Origin of the sequence: Curtobacterium sp. PhB137 (assembly GCF_003814955.1) — a bacterium.
In the GTDB taxonomy this organism is placed as follows: domain Bacteria; phylum Actinomycetota; class Actinomycetes; order Actinomycetales; family Microbacteriaceae; genus Curtobacterium.
Map to the genome: position 1 here is coordinate 510,007 of NZ_RKQO01000005.1, position 23,466 is coordinate 533,472.

The window sequence follows — 23,466 nt, forward strand, 5'->3', positions numbered from 1 at the left end:
CGGTCCCCGTGTCCCTCAGACCGCGGTGAACACCAACGAGGCGTTCTGCCCACCGAACCCGAACGAGTTGTTCAGCGCCGCACGCATGGTCGCAGTCCGAGCCGTCCCCGCCACCACGTCCAGGTCGATCGCCGGGTCCTGGTGCTGCAGGTTCAGCGTCGGCGGCACGACCCCGGTCTCGAGTGCCCGGACCGTCAGGATCGCCTCGACTGCTCCCGCCGCACCGAACATGTGCCCGATGGCGCTCTTCGGCGCGGTGACGAGCGCACCGGTCCCGACAGCACGACCGATCGCCGCTGCCTCACCGACGTCCCCGACCGGGGTCCCGGTCGCGTGCGCGTTGACGTGGTCGATGTCCGCACCGGTGAGCCCGGCCATCCGGATCGCCGCCGTCATCGCGCGCTCCTGCTCGCTGCCGTCCCCGAGCGGGGCGGTGATGTGGAACGCGTCCGACGTGATCCCCCACCCGGCAAGCGTCCCGTGCGACCGCTGTGCGCGGGCGGCGGCGTGCGAGGCCCGTTCCAGGACGACGAACCCGGCACCCTCGCCGAGCACGAACCCGCGGCGGTCGGCGTCGAACGGTCGCGACAACGTGGTGGGGTCGTCACCGTCGGGCTTCGCGAGGGCCTGGGACTGCGCGAACGAGGCCATGGTGACCGGGGTGACCGCCGCTTCGGTGCCGCCCGCGATGACGACGTCGGCCTCCCCGGTGACGATGAGCCGCGCGGCCGTCGCGATCGCCTCGGCACCGGACGCGCACGCCGAGACGGTCGTGTACGCACCGGCGCGGGCGCCGTACTCGATGCTGATCTGCGCCGCGGCCCCGTTGGCCATGAGCATCGGGACGGTCCGGGGCGACACCCGACGCGCGCCCGAGGTCCCGAGCACGTCGTGCGCGTCGAGCAACGTCTCCACTCCCCCGATGCCGGTCCCGACGACGACGGCCAGGCGGTCGCCGTCCACCGCGGGCGCGCCGGCGTCGGCCCAGGCCTCGCCGGCGGCGACGAGCGCGAGCTGCTGGCTGCGGTCGAGTCGGTTCGCACGGACGCGACCGAGTGCGGACTCGGCGTCGAGTGCTGCGTCGGCGCCGACCATGATCGGCACCCGTTCCCAGAGCTGCCCGTCGCGGTGCAGCTCGTGCACGCCGGAGCGTCCGGCGACCAGGGCGTCCCACAGCGGCGCGACGCCGTGGCCGAACGGGGAGACCGCGCCGTAGCCGGTGATGGAGATGTCCACGAGTGCTCCTTCTTGTACGTTGAACAAGTGGAGTTGTACCACGTACAATTCAGAGATGGCAACCACCGACGGCACCGGGACGACCCGCGGCGCAGCGACCCGGGCGAGGATCCTCGCCGCGACCGCCGGACTCCTCAGCGCAGGGGCAGCCGGCGACGCGGGCGGAGCGAGCACCGCACGCCACGCCGTCACCGTCAGCGAGATCGCCCGTGCGGCCGGGGTCTACCCGAACCAGATCACACACCATTACGGCTCGAAGGACCGCCTCGTCCTCGACGCCGCCTTCGCGCTCTTCCTCCGCGACACCACGCGCCTGCAGGCCGCCGGCCGGCGAGCCGGGTCCGCCGACGCGTTCCGTCAGGTGCTCGCACGCACCGCGCTCGCCATGCCGTCGACACTGCTCGTCGTGCGCGCGCTGGCCGCCGCCGGTGACGACGACGCACAGCGGGAGCGCGTGCGACTCCTGCTCGCGGTCCTGTTCCGGCAGTCGGAGCGCTACCTCGAGCGCGTCGTCGCCGAGCACGGCTGGACGAGTCCGAGTGGTGTCGGCCGTGATGCCCGGACGTTCTGGAGCGCGGTGTTCGGCGCGACGCTCCTGGCCGACGCGGGTGTCACCGGCGGGCCGTCGGACCTCGAACTGGCCGGCACGGTGTCCATCCGCTGAGCGCGGGACGACGACCGGCGAGGGCTACTCGCCGAAGCCGCTCCGCACCAGCTCCACCAGCGCGTCGACCGCGACCTGCGCATCGGCGCCGCTCGCCTCGATCGACACGGTGGCGCCCTTCGGCAGTGCCAACGCCATGATCGCCAGCAGGCTCTTCGCGTCCACGCCGTTCACGCGCACCGCTGCGTCGTACTTGGCTGCCGTCTTCACGAACTCCGCCGCGGGGCGGGCGTGCAGGCCGGTCTCGTTCACCAGTTCGACGCTCTCGGACACGGCCACGTCGTCGACGCTGGCGGCCCCGTCACCCGGCCCCGTGCCTCCCGGCTGGTCACCGGACGGACGGGAGGCGCTGCTCGCGTCGTCCGCGGACCCTGCGGCGGACGCCGCGGCAGCGAGCACTGCCTCGGCGTCACCACCCGTCTGGGCCGCGACGGCCGCGGCGACCGCGCCCTCGACCAGGGGCGCCGGCGAGACGTGCACGCGTGCGCGGACGTCGTCGTCGAGGAAGTCGAGCGCCGTGTCGGTGGTCAGGTAGGCCGAACCGAGGTCGCACAGGACGACGACGGCGTCGGCGTCGGCGAGCTCCTCGATGCCGGCGGTGATCGCCTCGAACGACGTGCCGATGCCGCCGTCGTCGGTCCCGCCGGCCGCGACGAGCGGTACGTCGGCCGCCATCTGTCGGGCGAGTTCGACGGTGCCGGAGGCGATCGCGGCGCTGTGCGAGACGATCAGGATGCCGACGGTCACGCGGCGGAGCCCGTCGTCGCGTCCACCGCGGCGCGCAGGATGTACGCCGTCGACTGTGCACCCGGATCGCGGTGCCCGACGGCGCGTTCGCCGAGGTAGCTCGCACGCCCCTTGTGGGCGACGAGCGGTTCGGTGGCCTCGGCGCCCGAGGCGGCGGCGTCGGCCGCGGCGGCGAGCACCGCTGCCGGGTCGTCACCGGCTGCGGCGGCAGCGGTGGCGGCGTCGACCGCGGGGGTCCAGGCGTCCACCATCGTCTTGTCGCCGACGGCGGCCTTGCCGCGCGAGACCACGCCGTCGCGGGCTGCGGCGAGCACGGCGACGAGCGTGTCGGCGTCGAACTCGGTCGCGTCGCCACCAGCCTGGGCTGCCTTCAGGTACGCGGTGCCGAACAGCGGGCCGGCGGCGCCGCCGACGGTCGAGATGAGCTTCGTCGCGACCGTCTTCAGCACGGCACCGGGCGTGTCGAACGACCCGCCATCGACGGCCTCGAGAACGGCGCGGAAGCCGCGATCGAGGTTCTCGCCGTGGTCCCCGTCACCGATCTCGCGGTCGAGCGTGACGAGCTCGGCCCGGTGTTCGTCGATCGTCGCAGCGGTGCGACGGACCCAGTCGATGGCCCATGCGGTGTCGAGCGCCAATGCGGTTCCCTTCGTGTGTCCGGCCCGGTGGGCTCGGTGTCGTGGTCGGTGGTCGAGCGGCCGTACTCGGCCGCTCAGCGGCCCCAGCGCAGTGCCGGGGTCTCCACCGGTGCGTCCCAGAGTGCCGTGAGTTCCTCGTCGAGCACCGTGACGGTGAGCGAGAACCCCTGCATCTCGAGGGACGTGACGTAGTCGCCCACCAAACTACGCGTGACGTCGTACCCGCGATCCGTCAGCACCTCGGTGGCGCGGCGGTAGGCGATGTACAGCTCGGACAGCGGGGTGCCGCCCATGCCGTTGACGAGCAGGAGCAGCTTCGAGCCGGCCGGAGCGTCGAGGTCGGTGAGGATCGGTTCGAGCACACGGTCGACGAGCTGGTCGGCCGGTGCCATCGGGATGCGCTCGCGCCCGGGCTCGCCGTGGATGCCGATGCCGAGTTCGACCTCGTCGTCGGCGAGCGTGAAGGACGGCTCTCCCGCGTGCGGCACGGTGCCGGACGCCAGGGCCAGGCCCATCGACCGCGTGACGTCGTTGACGTGGCGGGCGACCGCGGCGACGGCGTCCAGGTCGTCACCGCGCTCGGCCGCGGCGCCGGCGCACTTCTCCACGACGACGGTGCCGGCCACGCCGCGGCGACCGGCGGTGTAGAGCGAGTCCTGCACCGCGACGTCGTCATTGACGACGACGGACTCGACGCGGATGTCGTCCATCTCGGCGAGCTCGGCGGCGGTCTCGAAGTTCAGGACGTCGCCGGTGTAGTTCTTCACGATGTGCAGGACACCCGCGCCGCCGTCGACGGCCTTGGTGGCCGCGACGATCGGGTCGGGCGTCGGGCTCGTGAACACCGGGCCGGGAACGGCGGCGTCGAGCATGCCGTACCCGACGAAGCCCGCGTGCAGCGGCTCGTGTCCGCTGCCGCCTCCGCTGACGATGCCGACCTTGCCGGCGACGGGGGCGTCGGCGCGGTGCAGGTGGATCGGGTCCTCGACCAGGACGACGTGTCCGGCGTGTGCCCGGGCGAATCCCCGGACGGTCTCGTCGACCACGGCCTGCGGGTCGTTGATGAGCTTTTTCATGCGCGTGCCTCCACGGGTACGGGGCCGAGCCGAGGCGAACTGCACACCGCCGTCGTCGACCGGAGTGCGCCCAATCTACATCCGACGCCCGGGCGCTCGTTCGTCCGGTCTGCACGTTCGTGCAGTGCGACGGGGACGCGTCACCGGCTCGCGATCCCCCGCAGCGCACGCCGGTTGCACGTTCGTGCACGATCCCGGACTTCCCTCAGGAATTCATCGCCGCGTCGTTCGCCTCGTCACTAGGCTCGGCCTCAATCACTCAACGGGGAGTGCGGCGCAGCACCACCGGACCCCCACCTCACGCACTGGAGGTCACCGATGGACGACATCGGCGTCAAGTTCCTGTCCGAGCTCGTCGGTACAGCGATGCTCATCATCCTGGGTGGCGGTGTCGTCGCCGCCGTCTCCCTCACGAAGTCGAAGGGCTTCGGGGCCGGCTTCCTCATGGTCACGATCGGTTGGGGCTTCGCGGTCTTCGCCGGCGTCCTCGTGTCCTACAAGTCGGGCGGCCAGCTCAACCCGGCCGTCAGCCTCGCCCAAGCCATCCTCGGCAACATCAGTGTCGGCACGATGCTCATCTACTGGCTCGCGCAGATGATCGGCGCGGTCATCGGTGCCGTCATCGTCTGGCTCGCCTACAAGCAGCACTTCGACGAGGAGCCCGACGCCGCTGCGAAGCTCGGCGTGTTCTCCACCGGGCCCGCGATCCGGTCGTACGGCTGGAACGTCGTGACCGAGATCATCGGCACCTTCGTGCTCGTCTTCGTCATCCTCGCGATGACGAACGGCAAGGCACCTGCGGAACTCGGCGCCGTCCCCGTCGCCTTCCTCGTGATCGCGATCGGTGTCAGCCTCGGTGGCCCGACCGGCTACGCCATCAACCCGGCCCGTGACCTCGGCCCGCGCATCGCCCACGCCTTCCTGCCCATCAAGGGCAAGGGCTCGAGCGACTGGTCGTACGCCTGGGTGCCGGTCGTCGGACCGCTCGTCGGCGGTGCACTCGCCGCCGTGCTGTCGCTCGCGCTGCTGCCCGTCGTCAGCTGAACCAACCCAACCCCGGGGTGAGCGGCCCGCGATCGCGTGCCGCTCACCGCACCGAACACCCGTAAGGAGCACCAATGGCCGACTACATCGTCGCCATCGACCAGGGCACGACCTCCACCCGAGCGATCGTCTTCGATCACTCCGGCTCGATCATCTCGACCGGGCAGAAGGAGCACGAGCAGATCTTCCCGCGCGCCGGGTGGGTCGAGCACGACCCCGCCGAGATCTGGGACAACACCCGCGAGGTGATCGGTCAGGCACTGTCGCGTGCCGACATCACGCGTCACGACGTCGCCGCCGTGGGCATCACGAACCAGCGCGAGACCGCCGTCGTCTGGGACAAGACCACCGGCAAGCCGATCTACAACGCGATCGTCTGGCAGGACACCCGCACGCAGGGGATCGTCGACAAGCTCGCCGACGGAGACACCGACCGCTACAAGGCCATCGTCGGCCTCCCGCTCGCGACGTACTTCGCCGGCACCAAGATCATGTGGATCCTCGAGAACGTCGAGGGTGCGCGTGAGAAGGCCGAGGCCGGCGACCTGCTCTTCGGCACCACCGACACCTGGGTCCTCTGGAACCTGACCGGTGGCGTCGACGGCGGCGTCCACAAGACCGACGTCACGAACGCGTCCCGCACGCTGTTCATGGACCTCGAGACGCTCCAGTGGCGCGACGACATCCTCGCCGACTTCGGTGTGCCGAAGTCGATGCTCCCGGAGATCGTCAGCTCTTCCGAGGTCTACGGCCACGTCGAGTCGTCCAACCTGCTCCGTGAGGTCCCGATCGCGGGCATCCTCGGCGACCAGCAGGCCGCGACCTTCGGCCAGGCGGCGTTCGACCAGGGCGAGTCGAAGAACACCTACGGCACCGGCAACTTCCTCATCTTCAACACCGGTACCGAGATCGTCCGCTCCGAGAACGGCCTGCTCACCACCGTCGGCTACAAGCTCGGCGACCAGGAGACGCACTACGCACTCGAGGGCTCGATCGCCGTCACGGGCTCGCTCATCCAGTGGCTCCGCGACAACCTCGGTCTCATCGGCAGTGCCCCGGAGGTCGAGGCGCTGGCCAAGACCGTCGAGGACAACGGCGGCGTGTACTTCGTGCCGGCGTTCTCCGGGCTCTTCGCGCCGTACTGGCGTCCGGACGCTCGCGGCGCCATCGTCGGCCTGACCCGTTACGTCAACAAGGGGCACATCGCGCGTGCGGCCCTCGAGGCGACGGCGCTGCAGACCCGCGAGGTCCTCGACGCGGTGAACGCCGACTCGGGCGTGGACCTGACCGAGCTCAAGGTCGACGGCGGCATGACCGCCAACAACGAGCTCATGCAGTTCCAGGCCGACATCCTCAACGTGCCGGTGGTGCGTCCGGTCGTCGCCGAGACGACGGCGCTCGGCGCGGCCTACGCGGCCGGTCTCGCGGTGGGCTTCTGGGCCAACCTCGACGAGCTCCGTGCCAACTGGCAGGAGGACAAGCGCTGGGAGCCGCAGCTCGACGCCGCGGAGCGCGAGCGCACGCTCCGCCTCTGGAAGAAGGCCGTCACGAAGACCTTCGACTGGGTCGACGAGGACGTCCAGTAGCGACGCAGGCGCACGCTGACCGCGTGCACTGAACGCACCGACGGGAGGCCCGGTGCCGGTTCCTGGAACCGGCACCGGGCCTCCCGTCAGTTGCGTCTACTGCGCGTCGGTCGCGGTCGGGACCGCGATCCAGTCCGCCAGCTTGCGGGTGCCGGCGCCGGAGTCGATCGCCTCGGCGGCCACCGCGAGCTGCTCGCGGAAGCGCTGCAGGATCGGTCGGTCGGACTCGGTCGGGTCCTGCGCCAGACGGAAGGAGACCAGTCCCGCTGCGGCGTTGAGCAACACGATGTCGCGCACCGGGCCCGTCTCCCCCGACAGCACGCGGTGCACGACGGCTGCGTTGTGCTCGGGGTCGCCACCGAGGAGGTCTTCGGTGCGTGCACGTGCGATGCCGAGGTCGCGCGGGTCGAGGTCGTGCTCGATGATGCGCCCGCCGGTGACCTCCCAGATGTGGCTGTGGCCGGTGGTGGTGAGCTCGTCGAGGCCGTCGTCGCCGCGGAAGACCAGGGCGGTCGCGCCGCGGGTCTGGAACACGCCCGTGATGATCGGCACGAGGTCGAGCTGCGCGACGCCGACGGCGTTCGCTTCGCACCGTGCGGGGTTGACGAGCGGCCCGAGGAAGTTGAACACCGTGGGCACGCCGATCTCGCGGCGGACCGGCCCGGCGTGCGCGAAGCCCGGGTGGAACGCGTTCGCGAACGCGAAGGTCAGTCCGACACGCCGGAAGGTGTCCGCGACACGCGCGGCGTCCATCGTGAGATCGAGCCCGAGTGCGGCGAGCACGTCGCTCGAACCGGACTTCGACGAGCTCGCCTTGTTGCCGTGCTTCACGACGGGCACCCCGGCGGCGGCGATGACGATCGCCGCCATCGTCGAGACGTTCACGGTGCCGACGACGTCCCCACCCGTGCCGACGATGTCCAACGCCATCGGGTCGACGTCCAGCGGAACGGCGGCGTCGAGGATCGCGTCGCGGAACCCGACCACCTCGTCGACGGTCTCGCCCTTCGCGCGGAGCGTCACGGCGAACGCGGCGATCTGTGCCTGGGTGGCGCGCCCGTGCACGATCTCCTCCATGGCCCATGTGGATTGCCTGATCGTCAGGTCCTCGCGCGCCATGAGCGCGCTGATCACTGCAGGCCAAGAGAGTGCGTCAGGCATGGCTCGATCGTAGTGAATTCGAGAGACCCGCCAGTCTCCTGCGAAAACACTGTCTGGGGTTTCGGCCATAATGGAGGACGTGACTAGCACCCCTCTCTCCAGATCCGCCAGCGGTCCGGCCCTGAACAGGCCGAACGCCGTTGCCGTGGGGACGATCGTGTGGCTGGGCAGCGAGGTCATGTTCTTCGCCGGCCTGTTCGCGATCTACTTCACGCTGCGCAGCACGTCCCCCGAGCTGTGGGCGGCCGAAACCTCCAAGCTCGAGGTGCCCTTCGCCTCGGTGAACACGATCATCCTGGTGCTGTCCAGCTTCGCGTGCCAGTTCGCCGTGTTCGCTGCAGAGCGCTTCCAGGTGCACCGCACGAGCTGGAACCCGCGCCACTGGGGCATGACGGAGTGGTTCTTCGTCACCTACGCGATGGGCGCGATCTTCGTCTGCGGCCAGATCTTCGAGTACGCCAACCTCTGGCACGAGGGCGTCACGCTCTCCTCCAGCGCCTACGGCTCGGCCTTCTACATGACGACCGGGTTCCACGGCCTCCACGTCACGGGTGGCCTCATCGCCTTCCTGCTGACGCTCGGCCGCGGCTTCGCCGCGAAGAACTTCGGTCACAAGGAAGCGACCACCGCCATCGTCGTGTCGTACTACTGGCACTTCGTCGACGTCGTGTGGATCTTCCTCTTCGCCGTCATCTACCTTCTCAAGTAGGAACTGGACACCCCCGAGCACATGTTCAACAGAACCAAGACCAAGAAGGGCCGCCGTTCACCGATGGCGACCGTCTCGCTCATCGTCGTCGGTCTCATGACCACCGGCGGTGCGTACGCGCTCTTCAGCTCCACGGCCAACGCCGACGACAGCACGAGCACCGTCGCGGCGACCAGCCAGTCGAAGGTGAACGAGGGCCAGAAGCTCTTCGCCTCGAACTGCGCGACCTGCCACGGCCTCTCCGCCCAGGGCACGAGCGAGGGTCCGTCCCTCATCGGTGTCGGCGCCGCCTCGGTCGACTTCCAGGTCGGCACCGGCCGCATGCCGATGGCCGCCCAGGGTCCGCAGGCCGAAGAGAAGCCCGCGCAGTTCACCGACGAGCAGGTCGACGCCCTCGCCGAGTACGTCGCCTCGCTGGGCCCCGGCCCGGCCGTCCCGTCCACCGAACTCACCAACGGTGAGGACGGCGACGCGGCCGAGGGTGCCGAGCTCTTCCGCATCAACTGCGCCATGTGCCACAACGTGGCCGGCGCCGGCGGTGCCCTGACCGAGGGCAAGTACGCCCCGAACCTGTCGACGGTCTCCGGCAAGCACATCTACGAGGCGATGCAGACCGGCCCGCAGAACATGCCGGTCTTCAACGACCTGAACCTCACGCCGGAGCAGAAGGCCGACATCATCACGTACCTCAAGTACGTGCAGGACAACAAGTCGCCCGGCGGGTTCGCACTCGGCTCCCTGGGCCCGGTGGCCGAGGGCCTGTTCATCTGGATCTTCGGACTCGGCGCGGTCGTCGCGATGACCGTCTGGCTGACCGCGAAGTCCAACTGATCGTCCGTGTCGAACGACACTGAAGGGAACACCATGGCAGAGCACGACGACGAGACGCTGAACTCGTCCTCGGCTGTCGAGAAGCACGGCACGACCACCTCCCCCGGGATCGCGGTGCTGCCCACCGACCCGTTCGAGAACCCGGGTGAGCCGCCGCACCGCGCGCGCCGCACCGACGTCGACCCGAAGAAGCAGCGCCTGGCCGAGCGTCAGGTCGCGACCTTCTTCTACCTCTCGATCGTCGGCAGCGTCCTCTCGATCGCGGCCTACGTCGCGTTCCCGATCGACTCGAACGACTTCGGGACGGTCCGCACCGCGAACCTCTTCCTCGGCCTCTCGATCGCCCTCGCGCTCATCGCGCTGGGCCTCGGCGCGGTCTACTGGTCGAAGTCGCTCGTCGTCGACCGCGAGATCACCGAGCTCCGCCACGGCACCCGCGGCACGGACGCGACGCGCGCCAAGGCCGTCGAGGCCTTCCAGCTGGCCGACAAGGAGTCCGGCTTCAGCCGTCGCAAGCTGATCCGCAACTCGATGATCGGTGCGCTGGCCGCGTTCCCGCTGCCGGGCATCGTCCTGGTCCGCGACCTCGCTCCGGCCGAGGACCCGAACGAGCTCCTGCGCCACACCTTCTGGAAGCAGGGCCTGCGCCTGACGAAGGACCCGACGGGTCTGCCGATCAAGGCCTCGGACGTGACCATCGGTTCGGTGTTCCACGTCATCCCGGACGGCATGCTCGACTCCGAGCACATGCTCGAGGAGAAGGCCAAGGCCTCCGTCCTCCTCATGCGTCTCGACCCGAAGGACCTCAACCCGTCCAAGGGCCACGAGAACTGGGGCTACGACGGCATCGTCGCGTACTCCAAGATCTGCACCCACGTCGGATGCCCGGTCGCGCTCTACGAGCAGCAGACGCACCACCTGCTGTGCCCGTGCCACCAGTCCACCTTCGATGTCTCGAACAACTGCGAGGTCATCTTCGGTCCGGCCGCACGCCCCCTCCCCCAACTTCCGATCGCGATCGACGACGACGGCTACCTGGTTGCCCAGAGCGACTTCCACGAGCCGGTCGGACCGTCCTTCTGGGAGCGTGAACGCTGATGACCAGCACCCCCACCACCACGGCACCGAGCAGCACGGCCAACAAGCCGGCTCCGGAGCGCGGATCCCGCATCATCGGCGGGGTCTCGAACTACATCGACGAGCGCACCAGCATCTCAGGGCTCGTCAAGGAAGTCGGCCGGAAGATCTTCCCGGACCACTGGAGCTTCATGCTCGGCGAGGTGGCGCTGTACAGCTTCGTCGTCGTCCTGCTCTCCGGTACGTTCCTGACGTTCTTCTTCCAGGCCTCCATGGCCGAGGTCGTCTACAACGGCACGTACGTCCCGCTCAAGGGCGTCGAGATGTCGACGGCGCTCCAGTCCACGCTGGACATCTCGTTCGACATCCGCGGTGGGCTCTTCGTCCGCCAGGTCCACCACTGGGCGGCCCTGCTGTTCGTGGCGTCGATCATGCTGCACATGGCCCGCGTGTTCTTCACCGGTGCCTTCCGCAAGCCGCGTGAGCTCAACTGGGTCTTCGGCTTCCTGCTCTGGGTCCTCGCCATGGGTGAGGGCTTCACCGGCTACTCGCTCCCCGACGACCTGCTCTCCGGAAACGGTCTGCGGATCATCGTCGGCATGATCGAGGGTGTCCCGGTGATCGGCGTCTGGATCGCCTACCTGCTCTTCGGTGGCGAGTTCCCGGGCACCGACATCGTCGGCCGCCTGTACACGCTGCACATCCTGCTGCTGCCGGCGATCCTCGTCGCGGTGCTCGGTGTCCACCTCGTGCTCGTCGTGATCAACAAGCACACCCAATTCGCCGGCCCGGGCAAGACCAACGACAACGTCGTCGGTGTCCCGATCCTCCCGGCGTTCGCCGCCAAGGCCGGTGGGTTCTTCTTCATCGTCGCGGGCATCATCGCCCTCATCGCGTCGATGTTCACGATCAACCCGATCTGGAACTACGGCCCGTACGACCCCTCGCCGGTCTCCGCCGGTACCCAGCCCGACTGGTACATCGGCTTCGCCGACGGCGCACTGCGTCTGGTGCCGCCGCACTGGGAGGTCGTGTGGTTCGGCTACACGGTGTCGTTCAACATCCTGGCGCCCATCGCGGTCCTGGTGCTGCTCATCCTCGCGATCCTGCTGTACCCGTTCCTCGAGTCGTGGATCACCGGCGACAAGCGCGAGCACCACATCCTGGACCGTCCGCGCAACGCCCCGACCCGCACGGCGATCGGTGCCGCCGGCATCACGCTCTACGCCAGCCTCTGGGCTGCGGCGTCGTCGGACATCATCGCGACCCACTTCCTGGTGTCGATCGAACACGTGATCCACGTGATCCAGGCAACGACGGTCCTCGGCCCGTTCGTCGCCTTCTGGATCACGAAGCGCGTGTGCCTCGCACTCCAGAAGAAGGACCGCGAGATCGTCCTGCACGGCTACGAGTCCGGTCGCATCGTCCGACTCCCCCACGGTGAGTACATCGAGGTGCACGAGCAGCTCGACGAATACGAGCGCTGGAAGCTGCTGCAGTTCAACGAGTACAAGCCGCTCATGATCCGCCCGAACGCCAAGGGGCAGATCACCGTGGTCCAGAAGGCCCGTGCGAGCGTCTCCCGCTTCTTCTTCGAAGACCGCATCGAGCCGGTCTCGAAGGCCGAGCTCGAGGCAGCGCACGCCGCCCACCACGGCCCGGACCTCGAGGGCAGCCACCAGGCCCCGCAGGTCGAGGAAAAGCACTAAGCACGACGACAGGAACCCCCGCCACCACGTGGCGGGGGTTTCTTCGTGCGATGGGCGAAACGCCGCCCCCAGTTCACGGCTGGTTCACCGACACGTGCTGGACTCATCCAGGACGGTGTGGCAACGTGTTGCACCACGCATCCGCCAACGGAATGAGACCCCGATGGACAGCCGGACGGCCGAACACCCCAGGCCGAACCACTTCCTCCTCCACCTCAGCGACACCCACCTCGTCTCCGGCGACGGTGATCTGTACGGCGGGGTCGACTCCGCCGCACGGCTCACCGAGATCGTCGCGGACATCGAAGCATCAGGCACCCGGCCGGAAGCGATCGTCGTCACCGGCGACGTGGCCGACAAGGGCGAACCGGGTGCCTACGCCCGCGTCCGCGAGATCGTCGAGCCAGCTGCCCGCCGGATCGGTGCCCAGGTCATCTGGGCGATGGGCAACCACGACGAGCGCGGCGCGTTCCGTCAGGAGCTCTTCGGGTTGCACCCCACCGACCGTCCGGTCGACTTCGTCTACGACGTCAACGGTCTCCGGGTGATCACTCTCGACACGAGTGTCCCGGGCCACCACCACGGCGAGGTCTCCCCCGAGCAGCTCGACTGGCTGGCCGAGGTCCTGTCCGAGGCTGCGCCGCACGGCACCATCCTGGCGATGCACCACCCGCCCGTGCCGAGCGTGCAGGACCTGACCGTCCTCGTCGAGCTCCGCGACCAGCAGGCCCTGGCCGAGGTGCTGGAGGGCAGTGACGTCCTGTCCATCATCGCCGGCCACCTGCACTACTCGACCAGCGCGGTCTTCGCGGGCATCCCCGTGTCGGTCGCCAGTGCCACGTGCTACACGCAGGACCTCACCGAGTTCCAGGGCGGCACGCGTGGGCGGGACGGCGCGCAGTCGTTCAACCTGGTGCACGTCTACGGCCACAACGTCGTGCACTCGGTCGTCCCGATCGGGCACTACTCCACGGTCGGCGAACCGGTGTCGGCCGTCGAGACCGAGGCCCGACTCGCAGCGCACGGGGTCACGATCCCGCCCGCGGTCGAGCCGGCTCCGGTGACCTCGAGCATCCCGGTCTTCACGCTCGACTCGGTGCCGGTCTCCCCCGTCCACCGGTAGGTCGCCGCACTTCGTGAGCAGCAATGGTCGGGTCCGCACTGCGGACCCGACCATTTGTGCTCACCATGTGCGGTGGGCGTGCGCCCACGGCGGACGGGAGGCGCGTGGCGGGGCCGCCACGGGCCTCCCGCCGTCCGGCCGGTGGTCGCGACCCACCGCGAGACGTGTGTCGAGCGGTCAGCTTGCGTCGTCTGACGGGGCGGGCGCCGACAGGCCGTGACCGGTCGGCGGACGGCGGTCGGCGCCGAGCCCGGAGCCGTGGCTGGGTTTCGGCGCCGGGCTCGCAGGCTCGCCCGGAGCGCATGGCCGGGCTTCGGCGCCGGGCTCGCAGGCTCGCCCGGAGCGCGACAGCAGAACGCTGGCGCGTTCTAGACGCTGTCGCGCTCCCACGGCGCGGGGAAGGGGAAGTAGCGCTCGAGGAAGTCGGTCACGCGCTGCGTCCGCTCCTCGTCGCTGACCTCCGGGAAACTGCCGTCGTTCAGGCAGAAGAAGTCCGCGTTCCGCTTCTTGAGCAACTCGTCGAGCGACCGCAGCCCGGACTGCATCGTGGTGTCGATGTAGCGGACGTCGGCGTTCTCCTGCGTGATCGCCCGACCCGTGAGCAACGAGTAGTAGTGGTAGAGCGAGTTGGTCACCGAGATGTTCTCGGCAGCACGGAAGCGCGACGCCGCCGTGGCACGGAACTCGTCGGCGAACTCGTGCTCCATCTCCGTCATGATGGACGACCGGAGCGGGGTGGGCGCATGCTCGAGGTGCCTGGTGGTGACCGCACCGAACCGCTGCTGCAACAGGCGACGGTTGACCCGCGCGGAGTTCTCGAACCCACTGCGCGCGGCGTTGTTCACGCCGAGGCCGATGCGGGTGGTGGCGAGGATGAACTTCGACACCGACCCCGGGCTGAAGAACACCGAGGGGTCGACGGAGCGGCCGAAGAACATGTCGTCGTTCGAGTAGATGAAGTGCTCGCTGATGCCCGGGATGTGGTGCAGCTGCGACTCGACGGCCTGCGAGTTGTGCGTCGGCAGCACGGACGGGTCGGCGAAGAACTCCTCGCTGCGCACGATGCGGACCTTGGGGTGGTCGGCGAGCCAGTGCGGAGCGGGTGAATCGGTGGCGATGTAGATCTGGCGGATCCACGGTGCGAACGTGTGCACCGAGCGGAGTGCGTACTTCAGCTCGTCGATCTGGCGGAACCGTGCGGGGGCGTCGTCGCCCTCGCCCAGGACGGCCGTCGCCTGCGCTGCCTGGCGGGCGCGCTGGTACTCGATGGCGTTGCCGTCGACCCACGAGAAGACGATGTCGATCGGGAACCGTATGTCGGAGACGTGGTCGTCGAACATGTGCTCGACGGTGCGCCAGGTGCGGCCGTAGCGCTCGATGTCGACGAGCACGAACTCGTCGACCGGCAGGCTGCGGCGCATCAGCGCGTTCTCGACGGGCGCGAGCACCTCGGTGTCGGTGAGTCGCCAGAACTCGAGCTGCACGCTCGTCTCGGCGCCGTAGCGCAGGCGCCCGAGGGGCTCGAGACGCGGACGGAAGACGCGCAGCACCGGCTCGTCGACCGGCCCGAGACCGTCGTCCTGCACGAGCACGGCCGGTTCGCCCGGCGGCTTCGCGTAGAACGGTTCGTTGACGGCGGCGGCCATGACGGCGCTCTCGGCACGCTGCCGGTCCCGCTCGTCGATCGCGATGACCGGACGCTCGTCGTTGCCGCGGATGAGCAGGTGGTCGACGTCCGCCTCGGTCAGCGCGTCGTCCAGGAACAACAGGTCCTCGATCATCGACTGCTGCGGCGTCAGGTGGCCGTTAAGCAGCGTCAGTCGCCCCTTGCGGACGACGACGTCGGGCCGGTCGAGACCGCCGGAGGACGGTCGAGGGGTCAGCAGAGGACTCTCGGTCACCGGCTCGGTCTCGTCGTTCATCCATGCCCTTCGGGTCGTGCTGCCGGGTCCTGTACCCGACCCTGCGATCCTACCGTCCGCCCGCCCGGTCGGTTCCGCAGGCGGTCAGCGGAGCCGGTCAGGAGGCCCGGGGTGCGTCCGCCTCGCGCGGCACCTTGACGGCGATGCCCACCACGATGAACAGGGCGGCAGCCAGGATCTGCAACGCGGCCCACACCTGGCCGGGGATCGGCACCGTGACCAGTGGGTTCCAGCAGACGGCGACGGCGGCCATCAGCACGGCGGCCCACCACGTCTTCCCGCGCACCGCGAAGACAAGCACGATGAGGGACAGCACCGTGATGCCCCAGCGGGCGAAGACGAAGCCGGACGAGTCGATGATCGCGACGCAGGCGAGCAGGACGATCGCGGCGATGAGCGACGGCGCGAGTGCCGGCCGGGTGAACCCCGGGGTGGCACGGGTGTTCGTCGTCCCCGCGGTCGGTCGGACCGGTGCGGCGGGCACGCCGTTCTGCGACGACCCCACTGGAGGTCGTCCCTTGCGGGCAGCCATCAGGCGGGGGCCTCGTCGAGGTCGATGGCCGTGAAGGACCGGGACATCGGCGGGAGACCCCGCACACGCTCGAGCGCGGGGACCAGCTCGCCGAGGTAGGCCCGGTAGCCCTCGTCGGTGAGGTGCAGGCCGTCGTCGGTGAAGCGGTCGCCGAGGTGGTCGCCGTCGGCCAGCGCGGGCCAGGCGTCGAGGTACTGCGCGTGGCAGGTCGCGACGAACTGCCGCAGGTGCCGGTTCGCCTCCTCGATCTTCGCTGTGTACTCGGCCTGGCGGGGCAGGACGGAGACGAGCAGCAGCCGGACACCGGGCAGCTCGCGCCGCAGGGTGATGAGGATCGTCTCGACGTTGCGGACGACGTGTTCGGCGCTCGCCCGGTGGTTGCCGAAGTCGTTCGTGCCGATCAGCAGCACGATCACCTCGGGCTGTTCGGCGACGACCGCGTCGAGCCGTGCGAGCACGCCGTCCGTCGTGTCGCCGCTGATGCCCTGGTTCAGGGTCTGCTCGTCGGGGAGCCAGCTGTCCCACGACCCCTGGGCCGTGATGCTGTCCCCCAGGAACAGGACGGGACTGCGTTCCTCGGTCATGCTGCCTCCTCGTTCGCCGGTTCCGGACTCCCATTGTGCTGGGTCCGGTTGCGCTGCGTCGACTCGGTGTTGTCCGACTCGCGCTCGGCGGCCGCGGTGATGCGCTCGACCATGCCCGGGAAGATGATCCCGTGGAAGGGCAGGATCCCGTACCAGTACAGCCGTCCGGGCAGGCCCTGCGGGAAGTAGATCGCCCGCTGGTGGTAGTCGCTGCCGCCCTCGGGGTTCGGGGTCACGGTCATCTCGAGCCAGGCGCGCCCGGGTGACTTGAACTCGGCGCGGAGCCGCAGGTAGTGACCGCGCTCGAGGCGTTCCACGCGCCACCAGTCGAGGGCGTCGCCCTGCTCGAGTCGGTCCTGGTCACGACGACCACGGCTGAGCCCGACGCCGCCGGCGACCTTGTCCATCCAGCCGCGGGCGACCCAGGCCAGCGGGAACGAGTACCAGCCGTTCTCGCCGCCGATCGACTCGACGACGCGCCAGACGTCCTCCGCCGAGGCGGTCGAGTGCCGCTTCCGGTCGTCGACGTAGACGGTGTGGCCGGCCCAGTCCGGGTCGGTCGGCATCGGGTCGGCCGAGGCGCTCGACAGGGTGGCGCTCCGCCAGCTCGTCTGCACCTCGCCGGAGCGCATCTTGTTCAGTGCGAGTCGGACCGCGCGGCGGTACGAGGTGAGCCCGCCCTCGGGCTGCGGGACGACGTCGTCGATGTCGTGCTCGCGCTGGACGCACTCGAACTGCAGCGATTCGATGATCGGCGTCGCGAGCTTGCGCGGGATCGGGGTGACGGCGTTGAACCAGTGTGCGGCGAGGCGCGGGGTGAGCACCGGCAGGACCGTGATCGGGCGCTGCCGCAGCTTCGCCTCGACCGCGTAGCCGTTGAGCATCTGCCCGTAGCGCAGGACGTCCGGCCCGCCGATGTCGAAGGTGCGGTTGACGTCGGCGGGGACGTCGAGCGCCGCGACCAGGTAGTACAGGACGTCGCGCACGGCGATCGGCTGGATGCGGTTGCGCACCCACCGCGGTGCGGGCATCCACGGCAGGACGTCGGTCACATGCCGGATCATCTCGAACGAGGTGCTGCCGGAACCGATGACGACGCCGGCCTGGTAGGCGATCGTCGGCACGCCGGAGTGGAGCAGGATCTCCCCCACCTCTTTCCGGCTGCGCAGGTGCTTCGACAGGTCGCCGTCGGGGTGCAGGCCGCCCAGGTAGACGAATCGGCTGACGCCGGCACGCTTCGCCTCGTGCGCCATCGTCTCGGCCGCCTGCCGTTCCGCGGACTCGAAGTCGCCGTCGGCACCCATCGCGTGGGCGAGGTAGTACACGGCCTCGACGCCGTCGACCGCGGCGCGGACCGCGTCGGCGTCCTGCAGGTCTCCTTCGGCGACGTCGACGTCGCTGCTCCACGGGACGTCCTGGAGCTTCCGGGGGTTGCGCACGAACACGCGCACGGAGTGTCCGGCTTCGAGGAGACGGGGGACGAGACGACCGCCGATGTACCCGGTGGCGCCGGTGACGAGGACCTGCATGCCCGGAACGCTACGCGGCACGCCTGACGGGTAGGCTTGCCGGGTGGACAACGCAGCCTTCCCCGTCACCGCCGATGCCGTCCGCGGCCTCATCGACCACGCGATCCTGAAGCCCGAGCTCACCCGCTCGGACGTCGACGCCCAGCTCGACGAAGCCGCCGCGTACCGGGTCTTCAGCGTGTGCGTCCGGCCCAGCGACGTCGCCTACGCCGTCGAGCGTCTCCGGGGCACCGGCGTCGGCGTCGGGACGGTCATCGGCTTCCCGCACGGCACCACGTCCACCGCGGCCAAGGTCGCCGAGTCGCTGCAGGCCCTCGCCGACGGCGCCTTCGAGCTCGACATGGTGCAGAACATCGGCGCCGCGAAGTCCGGCGACTGGGAGCGCGTCGAGCAGGACATCCGCGCCGTCGTCGACGCCGCCGGGTCCACCGTCGTCAAGGTGATCCTCGAGACCGCGTTCCTGACCGACGACGAGATCGTCGCAGCCTCGCGTGCCGCGCAGTCCGCCGGTGCCGCGTTCGTGAAGACCTCCACCGGGTTCGCCGGCGGCGGGGCGACGACCGAGCACATCGCGCTGATGCGCCGCACGGTCGGTGCCGACACGGGCGTGAAGGCCTCGGGCGGTGTCCGCGGGCTCGACACCCTGCTCGAGATGGTGGACGCCGGGGCGAACCGCATCGGCACGAGTGCGTCCGCGCGCATCCTCGACGAGGTCGCGCACCGCGTCGAGACCGGTGCCGCGTCGTCGCAGGGCGACGACACCAGCTCCTACTGACCCACCGCGACATGACCTGATCCACCGCACGACGACCTGACCCGACCGACCCACCACCTGCCAGGCCGGGGCCCACCGGACGCGACGCCGCGTCCGGGAGCCGCCCCGGGCCTCCAGACCGCCGCATCGGAGCGCGCATGTCCAGCACCGCACCCCAGCCCCCCGCCCTCGCACTCGCCGTCGACCTCGGCGGCACCAAGGTCGAGGCCGCGCTCGTCACCGACCAGGGCGTCGTCCTGCCGGGCACGCGCTTCCGCAGCCCCACCGGGCCGCAGCGTACGTCCGACGAGCTGCAGGCCGCCGTCGACGAGGTCGTGACGAGCGCGCTCGCCACGGTCCCCACCGACGCGACCCTGGTCGGCGTCGGGGTCGGCTCGGCCGGCCCCGTCGACGAGGAGCACGGCCTCGTCTCCCCGCTCAACATGCCGGTGTGGCGCGGCCACCCGCTGCGCGACCGCATCGCCGCGCTCGTGCCCGAGGGCGTGCCGGTCACGCTGCGCATGGACGGCCTGGCGATCACGCTGGCCGAGCACTGGGTCGGTGCGGCGCAGGGGTACGACCACGTCATGGGCATGATCGTGTCGACGGGCGTCGGCGGTGGCCTCATCCTGCACGGCCGGACCGTCAGCGGCCCGACGGGCAACGCCGGGCACATCGGGCACGTGGAGTGCGGCGGTTACGACGATCCGTGCGCGTGCGGCGGCACCGGCTGCCTCGAGGCGATCGCCAGCGGCCCGAAGACCGTTGCCTGGGCGCAGCGCCAGGGGTTCGACGGGTCCACCGGCGAAGAACTGTCGGCGGCGTACGCAGCCGGCGACGAGATCGCGGTCGCCGCGGTCAAGCGCAGCGGCCGGGCGCTCGGGCAGGCGATCGCAGCGGCGACGAGCCTCGTCGACCTCGAGGTCGTGGCGATCGGCGGCGGGTTCTCCCACGTCACGCCGGACCTGTTCGAGTACGCACGCGAAGCGGTGGCGGAGCGCGTCGAGTTCGGGTTCGTGACGAAGGTGCGCATCGTGCCGACGGCGCTGTCGCAGGACGGCCCGCTCATCGGCGCCGCAGCACTCGTGCACCGCGCCGACGTCCTGCGCTGACGTCCTGCGCTGAGCGGACCGCGCCGACGCCGACCTGGAGGCGCGGTGCGGGCCCGCCACGGGCCTCCAGGCCGGTCCGCGGCTTGTCCACAGGCATGTCGGTCGCGTGCGCAGGTCGGGCAGGATGTGCGGGTGCCCCGCCCGCGACTGCTGACCAGTGACGACTGGCCGGAGCCCGAGCTGCGTGCGGCGGTCCTCGCCGGCGAACTCGTCCCAGTCGGACCGTGCTGGGCCTCCCCTGCCGAGCCGCAGACGCCGTCGTTGCGTGCCGCCGCTGCCGCCTGGGTCCTGCGGGATGGGCGGCTGATCGCCTGCACCCTGACTGCCGCGTGGATCTGGGGTGCGGCGTCCAGACTGCCGGCACCGTTCGAGGCCTGCATCCCGCCGCAGGTCCGCGTGCACGTCGGGCCGGACGTGCGCCTGCGGGAGGTCCGGATCCAGGCTGACGACAGCGCCGTCCTCGGAGGGCTGCGGGTCACGATGCCGGCGCGGACCGCGGTCGACCTGCTCCGGATGCCGGGCCTCTCGGCCGGCGCGTTCGGGGAGGCCGAGGCGACGGCCGTGCACGGGCTGCTGGCGATCGGGGCGGTCACCGCGGCCGAACTGCAGGTGCGGCTGACCGCCCTCGGGACGATCCCGATGGTGCGGCAGGCCGAGCGGCGGTTGCGGGGGCTGCAGGACGCCGCTGGGGGCGCTGGGGGCGCTGGGGGCGTTGTCCGGTAGTGCGTCGCGGGTGCGAGCGGTCACAACACCCCGCTCGCGTCCGCCGAGTGGTCGCGAACTGTCGGTCGGCGGGGCCGCAGCCGACGGTTTGTGACCGGTCGACGGGGCCCGCGCGACGAGTCACGACCGGCGGATGGTCGGGCGTCGGCCGGACGTCGGGCGGGAGGCGCGGGGCGGGGGCGCCACGGGCCTCCCGTCCGGAGCGTGCGAGCGGTCACAACACCCCGCTCGCGTCCGCCGAGTGGTCGCGAACTGTCGGTCGGCGGGGCCGCAGCCGACGGTTTGTGACCGGTCGACGGGGCCCGCGCGACGTGTCGCGACCGACGGATGGTCGTGCCGCGCGGGGCACTGCCGCGGCGGTGGCCGTGCTCAGCCCGCGCTGACGCGGTAGACGTCGTAGACGGCGTCGATGCGTCGGACCGCGTTCAGCACCCGGTCGAGGTGGATGGTGTCACCCATCTCGAACACGAACCGACTGAGCGCCAACCGGTCGGACGAGGTCGAGACCGTCGCCGACAGGATGTTGACGTGGTGGTCGGTGAGCACCCGGGTGACGTCGCTGAGCAGCCCCGACCGATCGAGCGCCTCGATCTGGATCTGCACGAGGAACACCGACTTCGACGACGGGGCCCACTCGACCTCGATCATCCGGTCGGGCTCGTTCATCAGGGACTTGACGTTCGTGCACGACGACTGGTGCACCGAGACGCCCTGGCCGCGGGTGATGAACCCGACGATCTGGTCGCCCGGCACCGGCGTGCAGCACTTCGCGAGCTTCACCAGGATGTCCGGCGCACCGCGCACCAGCACGCCGCTGTCGCTCGTGCGCAGCTGTCGGCTCGTGACCTGGCGCGGGAACGTGAGCTCCGGCTCGTCGGTCTCGGTGTCGCTCTGGACGCTGCCCAGGACCTTCTCGATGACGGACTGCGTCGAGACGTGCCCCTCGCCGACCGCGGCGTACAGGGCCGAGACGTCGTCGTACCGCATCGACGAGGCGACCTCGGCGATGGTGTCCTGGCTCATGATCCGCTGGAGCGGCAGGTTCTGCTTGCGCACGGCGCGGGCGATGGCGTCGCGGCCCTGCTCGATCGCCTCTTCGCGGCGCTCCTTGGTGAACCACTGCTTGATCTTGTTCCGCGCCCGGGGGCTCTTGACGAACTTCAGCCAGTCCTGCGACGGACCGGAGTCGGGGTTCTTCGACGTGAAGATCTCGACGACGTCGCCACTCGACAGCGAGCTCTCGAGCGGGACGAGGCGACCGTTGACCTTGGCGCCCATGGTGCGGTGCCCGACCTCGGTGTGCACGGCGTACGCGAAGTCCACCGGGGTGGCGCCGGCGGGCAAGCCGATGACCTTGCCCTGCGGCGTGAAGACGTAGGTCTCCTTCGCGCCGATCTCGTAGCGGAGCGAGTCGAGGAACTCCCCCGGGTCGCTCGTCTCGGCCTGCCAGTCGGTGATGTGCGCGAGCCACGCCATGTCCTGGTCGTCGGTGGTCGACGAGGTCCCGACGTCTCGGCCGGCGGCACGCTGCTTGTACTTCCAGTGCGCGGCGACACCGAACTCGGCGCGCTGGTGCATCTCGTGCGTGCGGATCTGGATCTCGACCGGGCGCCCTTGCGGCCCGAGCACGCTGGTGTGCAGCGACTGGTACAGGTTGAACTTCGGCGTCGCGATGTAGTCCTTGAACCGGCCGGGCAGCGGCGTCCACCGCGCGTGCACCGAACCGAGCATGGCGTAGCAGTCGCGCACCGTGGGCACGAGCACCCGGATGCCGACGAGGTCGTAGATCTCGTCGAACTCGCGACCCCGCACGATCATCTTCTGGTAGATCGAGTAGTACTGCTTCGGCCGCCCCATGACCTCGCCGCGGACCTTCGCGGCCTTCAGGTCCTTCTTGAGCGTGCCGATGACGTTCTGGACGAACTGCTCGCGCTTCGGCTGCCGTTCCTTGACCAGGCTGTCGATCTCGACGTAGAGCTTCGGGTGCAGGACCGCGAAGGACAGGTCCTCGAGCTCGAGCTTGATCATCTGGATGCCGAGCCGGTGCGCGAGGGGCGCGTAGATCTCGAGCGTCTCCTTCGCCTTGCGGGTGGCGGAGGTGGACTCGACGAAGCCCCAGGTGCGGGCGTTGTGCAGCCGGTCGGCGAGCTTGATGACCAGCACGCGGATGTCCTTCGACATCGCGATGACCATCTTGCGGACCGTCTCGGCCTGGGCGCTGTCGCCGTACTTGACCTTGTCGAGCTTCGTGACGCCGTCGACGAGCATGGCGATCTCGTCGCCGAAGTCGACCTGCAGCTGGTCGAGCTGGTAGTCGGTGTCCTCGACCGTGTCGTGGAGCAGCGCGGCGGCGATCGTGATCGGCCCGATGCCCAGGTCGGCCAGGATCTGGGCGACCGCGACGGGGTGTGTGATGTACGGCTCGCCGGACTTGCGCTTCTGACCGTCGTGCGCGCGCTCGGCGACGGAGTACGCGCGCTCGATGAGCGTGACGTCGGCCTTGGGATGGTGCGAGCGCACCGTGCGGATCAGGGTGTCCACGGCACCGGCCGGCTGGGCGCGGGAGAACAGGCGCGGCAGCAGCGACCGGAGGGAACCGAGGTTGCCCGTCGTGTTCGGTCCGAGGGGGCTGGTCGGCCGCTGGGCGGAGCCGGGGCGGCTCGGCGCGGACGGCTCTTCGCGGGTGTCCGTCATGATGCGCCTCCCAGG

General features: G+C 70.1%; 21 protein-coding genes. 11 read left to right on the forward strand and 10 right to left on the reverse strand.

Features of this window, described 5'->3' with window-relative positions; all coding sequences use genetic code 11:
* Window positions 1-15: 15 nt before the first annotated feature.
* Entirely contained in the window at window positions 16-1,236 is a 1,221-nt protein-coding gene (locus tag EDF28_RS09030; RefSeq protein WP_123938014.1) for a beta-ketoacyl synthase, read from the reverse strand.
* A 55-nt stretch (window positions 1,237-1,291) separates the two neighbouring features.
* Here EDF28_RS09030 and EDF28_RS09035 point away from each other — a divergent pair, with 55 nt between their 5' ends.
* On the forward strand, window positions 1,292-1,900 hold the full coding sequence (locus EDF28_RS09035) for a TetR/AcrR family transcriptional regulator C-terminal domain-containing protein (RefSeq protein WP_123938015.1): 609 nt from the start codon (window positions 1,292-1,294) through the stop codon (window positions 1,898-1,900).
* 24 nt (window positions 1,901-1,924) lie between these two features.
* On the opposite strand, the gene dhaM is transcribed toward EDF28_RS09035, so the two are convergent.
* The 3 genes from dhaM to dhaK form a co-directional block, all read right to left on the reverse strand.
* On the reverse strand, window positions 1,925-2,647 hold the full coding sequence (gene dhaM, locus EDF28_RS09040; protein ID WP_123938016.1) for a dihydroxyacetone kinase phosphoryl donor subunit DhaM: 723 nt from the start codon (window positions 2,645-2,647) through the stop codon (window positions 1,925-1,927).
* Entirely contained in the window at window positions 2,644-3,285 is a 642-nt protein-coding gene (gene dhaL / locus EDF28_RS09045; RefSeq protein ID WP_123938017.1) for a dihydroxyacetone kinase subunit DhaL, read from the reverse strand. The genes dhaM and dhaL overlap by 4 nt, the downstream gene beginning before the upstream one ends.
* A 74-nt stretch (window positions 3,286-3,359) precedes the next feature.
* A complete protein-coding gene (gene dhaK, locus EDF28_RS09050; protein ID WP_123938018.1) occupies window positions 3,360-4,361 on the reverse strand; it encodes a dihydroxyacetone kinase subunit DhaK in 1,002 nt (333 codons plus the stop codon).
* A gap of 318 nt (window positions 4,362-4,679) precedes the next feature.
* Here dhaK and EDF28_RS09055 point away from each other — a divergent pair, with 318 nt between their 5' ends.
* Both EDF28_RS09055 and glpK read left to right on the forward strand, forming a co-directional pair.
* Window positions 4,680-5,405 (forward strand): MIP/aquaporin family protein, encoded by a 726-nt coding sequence (locus EDF28_RS09055; protein WP_123294418.1) that lies wholly within the window; start codon window positions 4,680-4,682, stop codon window positions 5,403-5,405.
* A gap of 74 nt (window positions 5,406-5,479) precedes the next feature.
* Window positions 5,480-6,991, forward strand: a complete 1,512-nt coding sequence (gene glpK / locus EDF28_RS09060) for a glycerol kinase GlpK (protein ID WP_123938019.1) — start codon at window positions 5,480-5,482, stop codon at window positions 6,989-6,991.
* A 96-nt stretch (window positions 6,992-7,087) separates the two neighbouring features.
* On the opposite strand, the gene trpD is transcribed toward glpK, so the two are convergent.
* Window positions 7,088-8,152 carry an anthranilate phosphoribosyltransferase gene (trpD, locus tag EDF28_RS09065; protein ID WP_123294419.1) on the reverse strand — a complete coding sequence of 355 codons (1,065 nt, stop codon included), beginning with the start codon at window positions 8,150-8,152 and terminating at the stop codon, window positions 7,088-7,090.
* Between the two features lie 70 nt (window positions 8,153-8,222).
* Between trpD and EDF28_RS09070 the strand changes: the two genes are divergently transcribed.
* The 5 genes from EDF28_RS09070 (at window position 8,223) to EDF28_RS09090 (ending at window position 13,601) form a co-directional block, all read left to right on the forward strand.
* Window positions 8,223-8,861 (forward strand): heme-copper oxidase subunit III, encoded by a 639-nt coding sequence (locus EDF28_RS09070; protein WP_111084027.1) that lies wholly within the window; start codon window positions 8,223-8,225, stop codon window positions 8,859-8,861.
* Window positions 8,862-8,882: 21 nt separating this feature from the next.
* On the forward strand, window positions 8,883-9,692 hold the full coding sequence (locus EDF28_RS09075) for a cytochrome c (protein WP_123294420.1): 810 nt from the start codon (window positions 8,883-8,885) through the stop codon (window positions 9,690-9,692).
* Between the two features lie 33 nt (window positions 9,693-9,725).
* Window positions 9,726-10,790, forward strand: a complete 1,065-nt coding sequence (locus tag EDF28_RS09080; protein ID WP_111084029.1) for a ubiquinol-cytochrome c reductase iron-sulfur subunit — start codon at window positions 9,726-9,728, stop codon at window positions 10,788-10,790.
* On the forward strand, window positions 10,790-12,478 hold the full coding sequence (locus tag EDF28_RS09085; protein WP_123339633.1) for a ubiquinol-cytochrome c reductase cytochrome b subunit: 1,689 nt from the start codon (window positions 10,790-10,792) through the stop codon (window positions 12,476-12,478). Before EDF28_RS09080 ends, EDF28_RS09085 begins: the two co-directional genes overlap by 1 nt.
* 163 nt (window positions 12,479-12,641) lie before the next feature.
* Window positions 12,642-13,601 carry a phosphodiesterase gene (locus EDF28_RS09090; RefSeq protein WP_123938020.1) on the forward strand — a complete coding sequence of 320 codons (960 nt, stop codon included), beginning with the start codon at window positions 12,642-12,644 and terminating at the stop codon, window positions 13,599-13,601.
* 368 nt (window positions 13,602-13,969) lie between these two features.
* Here the strand turns inward: EDF28_RS09090 and EDF28_RS09095 are convergent, their stop codons facing one another.
* The 4 genes from EDF28_RS09095 to EDF28_RS09110 form a co-directional block, all read right to left on the reverse strand.
* Entirely contained in the window at window positions 13,970-15,523 is a 1,554-nt protein-coding gene (locus EDF28_RS09095) for a stealth conserved region 3 domain-containing protein (protein WP_123938021.1), read from the reverse strand.
* 97 nt (window positions 15,524-15,620) lie between these two features.
* Window positions 15,621-16,007: a DUF6804 family protein gene (locus EDF28_RS09100; RefSeq protein ID WP_123294462.1), complete on the reverse strand. Its 387-nt coding sequence runs from the start codon at window positions 16,005-16,007 to the stop codon at window positions 15,621-15,623.
* Window positions 16,008-16,054: 47 nt separating this feature from the next.
* Window positions 16,055-16,639, reverse strand: a complete 585-nt coding sequence (locus EDF28_RS09105) for a GDSL-type esterase/lipase family protein (RefSeq protein ID WP_123938022.1) — start codon at window positions 16,637-16,639, stop codon at window positions 16,055-16,057.
* On the reverse strand, window positions 16,636-18,168 hold the full coding sequence (locus EDF28_RS09110) for an SDR family oxidoreductase (protein WP_123294425.1): 1,533 nt from the start codon (window positions 18,166-18,168) through the stop codon (window positions 16,636-16,638). Before EDF28_RS09110 ends, EDF28_RS09105 begins: the two co-directional genes overlap by 4 nt.
* A gap of 43 nt (window positions 18,169-18,211) precedes the next feature.
* On the opposite strand from EDF28_RS09110, the gene deoC reads away from it, so the two are divergent.
* The 3 genes from deoC (at window position 18,212) to EDF28_RS09125 (ending at window position 20,757) form a co-directional block, all read left to right on the forward strand.
* Window positions 18,212-18,943, forward strand: a complete 732-nt coding sequence (gene deoC / locus EDF28_RS09115; RefSeq protein ID WP_123938023.1) for a deoxyribose-phosphate aldolase — start codon at window positions 18,212-18,214, stop codon at window positions 18,941-18,943.
* Window positions 18,944-19,080: 137 nt separating this feature from the next.
* Window positions 19,081-20,034 carry an ROK family protein gene (locus tag EDF28_RS09120; protein WP_123938024.1) on the forward strand — a complete coding sequence of 318 codons (954 nt, stop codon included), beginning with the start codon at window positions 19,081-19,083 and terminating at the stop codon, window positions 20,032-20,034.
* A 132-nt stretch (window positions 20,035-20,166) separates the two neighbouring features.
* Window positions 20,167-20,757: a type IV toxin-antitoxin system AbiEi family antitoxin gene (locus tag EDF28_RS09125; RefSeq protein WP_185094190.1), complete on the forward strand. Its 591-nt coding sequence runs from the start codon at window positions 20,167-20,169 to the stop codon at window positions 20,755-20,757.
* Window positions 20,758-21,126: 369 nt separating this feature from the next.
* On the opposite strand, the gene EDF28_RS09130 is transcribed toward EDF28_RS09125, so the two are convergent.
* A complete protein-coding gene (locus tag EDF28_RS09130; protein WP_228505676.1) occupies window positions 21,127-23,451 on the reverse strand; it encodes a bifunctional (p)ppGpp synthetase/guanosine-3',5'-bis(diphosphate) 3'-pyrophosphohydrolase in 2,325 nt (774 codons plus the stop codon).
* Window positions 23,452-23,466 lie beyond the last annotated feature (15 nt).

Bases quoted from the DNA above. Each gene is read 5' to 3' on its own strand.
- EDF28_RS09035 (WP_123938015.1), top strand. From the start codon at position 1,292: ATGGCAACCACCGACGGCACCGGGACGACCCGCGGCGCAGCGACCCGG.
- dhaK (WP_123938018.1), bottom strand. From the start codon at position 4,361: ATGAAAAAGCTCATCAACGACCCGCAGGCCGTGGTCGACGAGACCGTC.
- EDF28_RS09055 (WP_123294418.1), top strand. From the start codon at position 4,680: ATGGACGACATCGGCGTCAAGTTCCTGTCCGAGCTCGTCGGTACAGCG.
- glpK (WP_123938019.1), top strand. From the start codon at position 5,480: ATGGCCGACTACATCGTCGCCATCGACCAGGGCACGACCTCCACCCGA.
- trpD (WP_123294419.1), bottom strand. From the start codon at position 8,152: ATGCCTGACGCACTCTCTTGGCCTGCAGTGATCAGCGCGCTCATGGCG.
- EDF28_RS09070 (WP_111084027.1), top strand. From the start codon at position 8,223: ATGGAGGACGTGACTAGCACCCCTCTCTCCAGATCCGCCAGCGGTCCG.
- EDF28_RS09075 (WP_123294420.1), top strand. From the start codon at position 8,883: ATGTTCAACAGAACCAAGACCAAGAAGGGCCGCCGTTCACCGATGGCG.
- EDF28_RS09080 (WP_111084029.1), top strand. From the start codon at position 9,726: ATGGCAGAGCACGACGACGAGACGCTGAACTCGTCCTCGGCTGTCGAG.
- EDF28_RS09085 (WP_123339633.1), top strand. From the start codon at position 10,790: ATGACCAGCACCCCCACCACCACGGCACCGAGCAGCACGGCCAACAAG.
- EDF28_RS09090 (WP_123938020.1), top strand. From the start codon at position 12,642: ATGGACAGCCGGACGGCCGAACACCCCAGGCCGAACCACTTCCTCCTC.
- EDF28_RS09095 (WP_123938021.1), bottom strand. From the start codon at position 15,523: ATGAACGACGAGACCGAGCCGGTGACCGAGAGTCCTCTGCTGACCCCT.
- EDF28_RS09105 (WP_123938022.1), bottom strand. From the start codon at position 16,639: ATGACCGAGGAACGCAGTCCCGTCCTGTTCCTGGGGGACAGCATCACG.
- EDF28_RS09110 (WP_123294425.1), bottom strand. From the start codon at position 18,168: ATGCAGGTCCTCGTCACCGGCGCCACCGGGTACATCGGCGGTCGTCTC.
- EDF28_RS09120 (WP_123938024.1), top strand. From the start codon at position 19,081: ATGTCCAGCACCGCACCCCAGCCCCCCGCCCTCGCACTCGCCGTCGAC.
- EDF28_RS09130 (WP_228505676.1), bottom strand. From the start codon at position 23,451: ATGACGGACACCCGCGAAGAGCCGTCCGCGCCGAGCCGCCCCGGCTCC.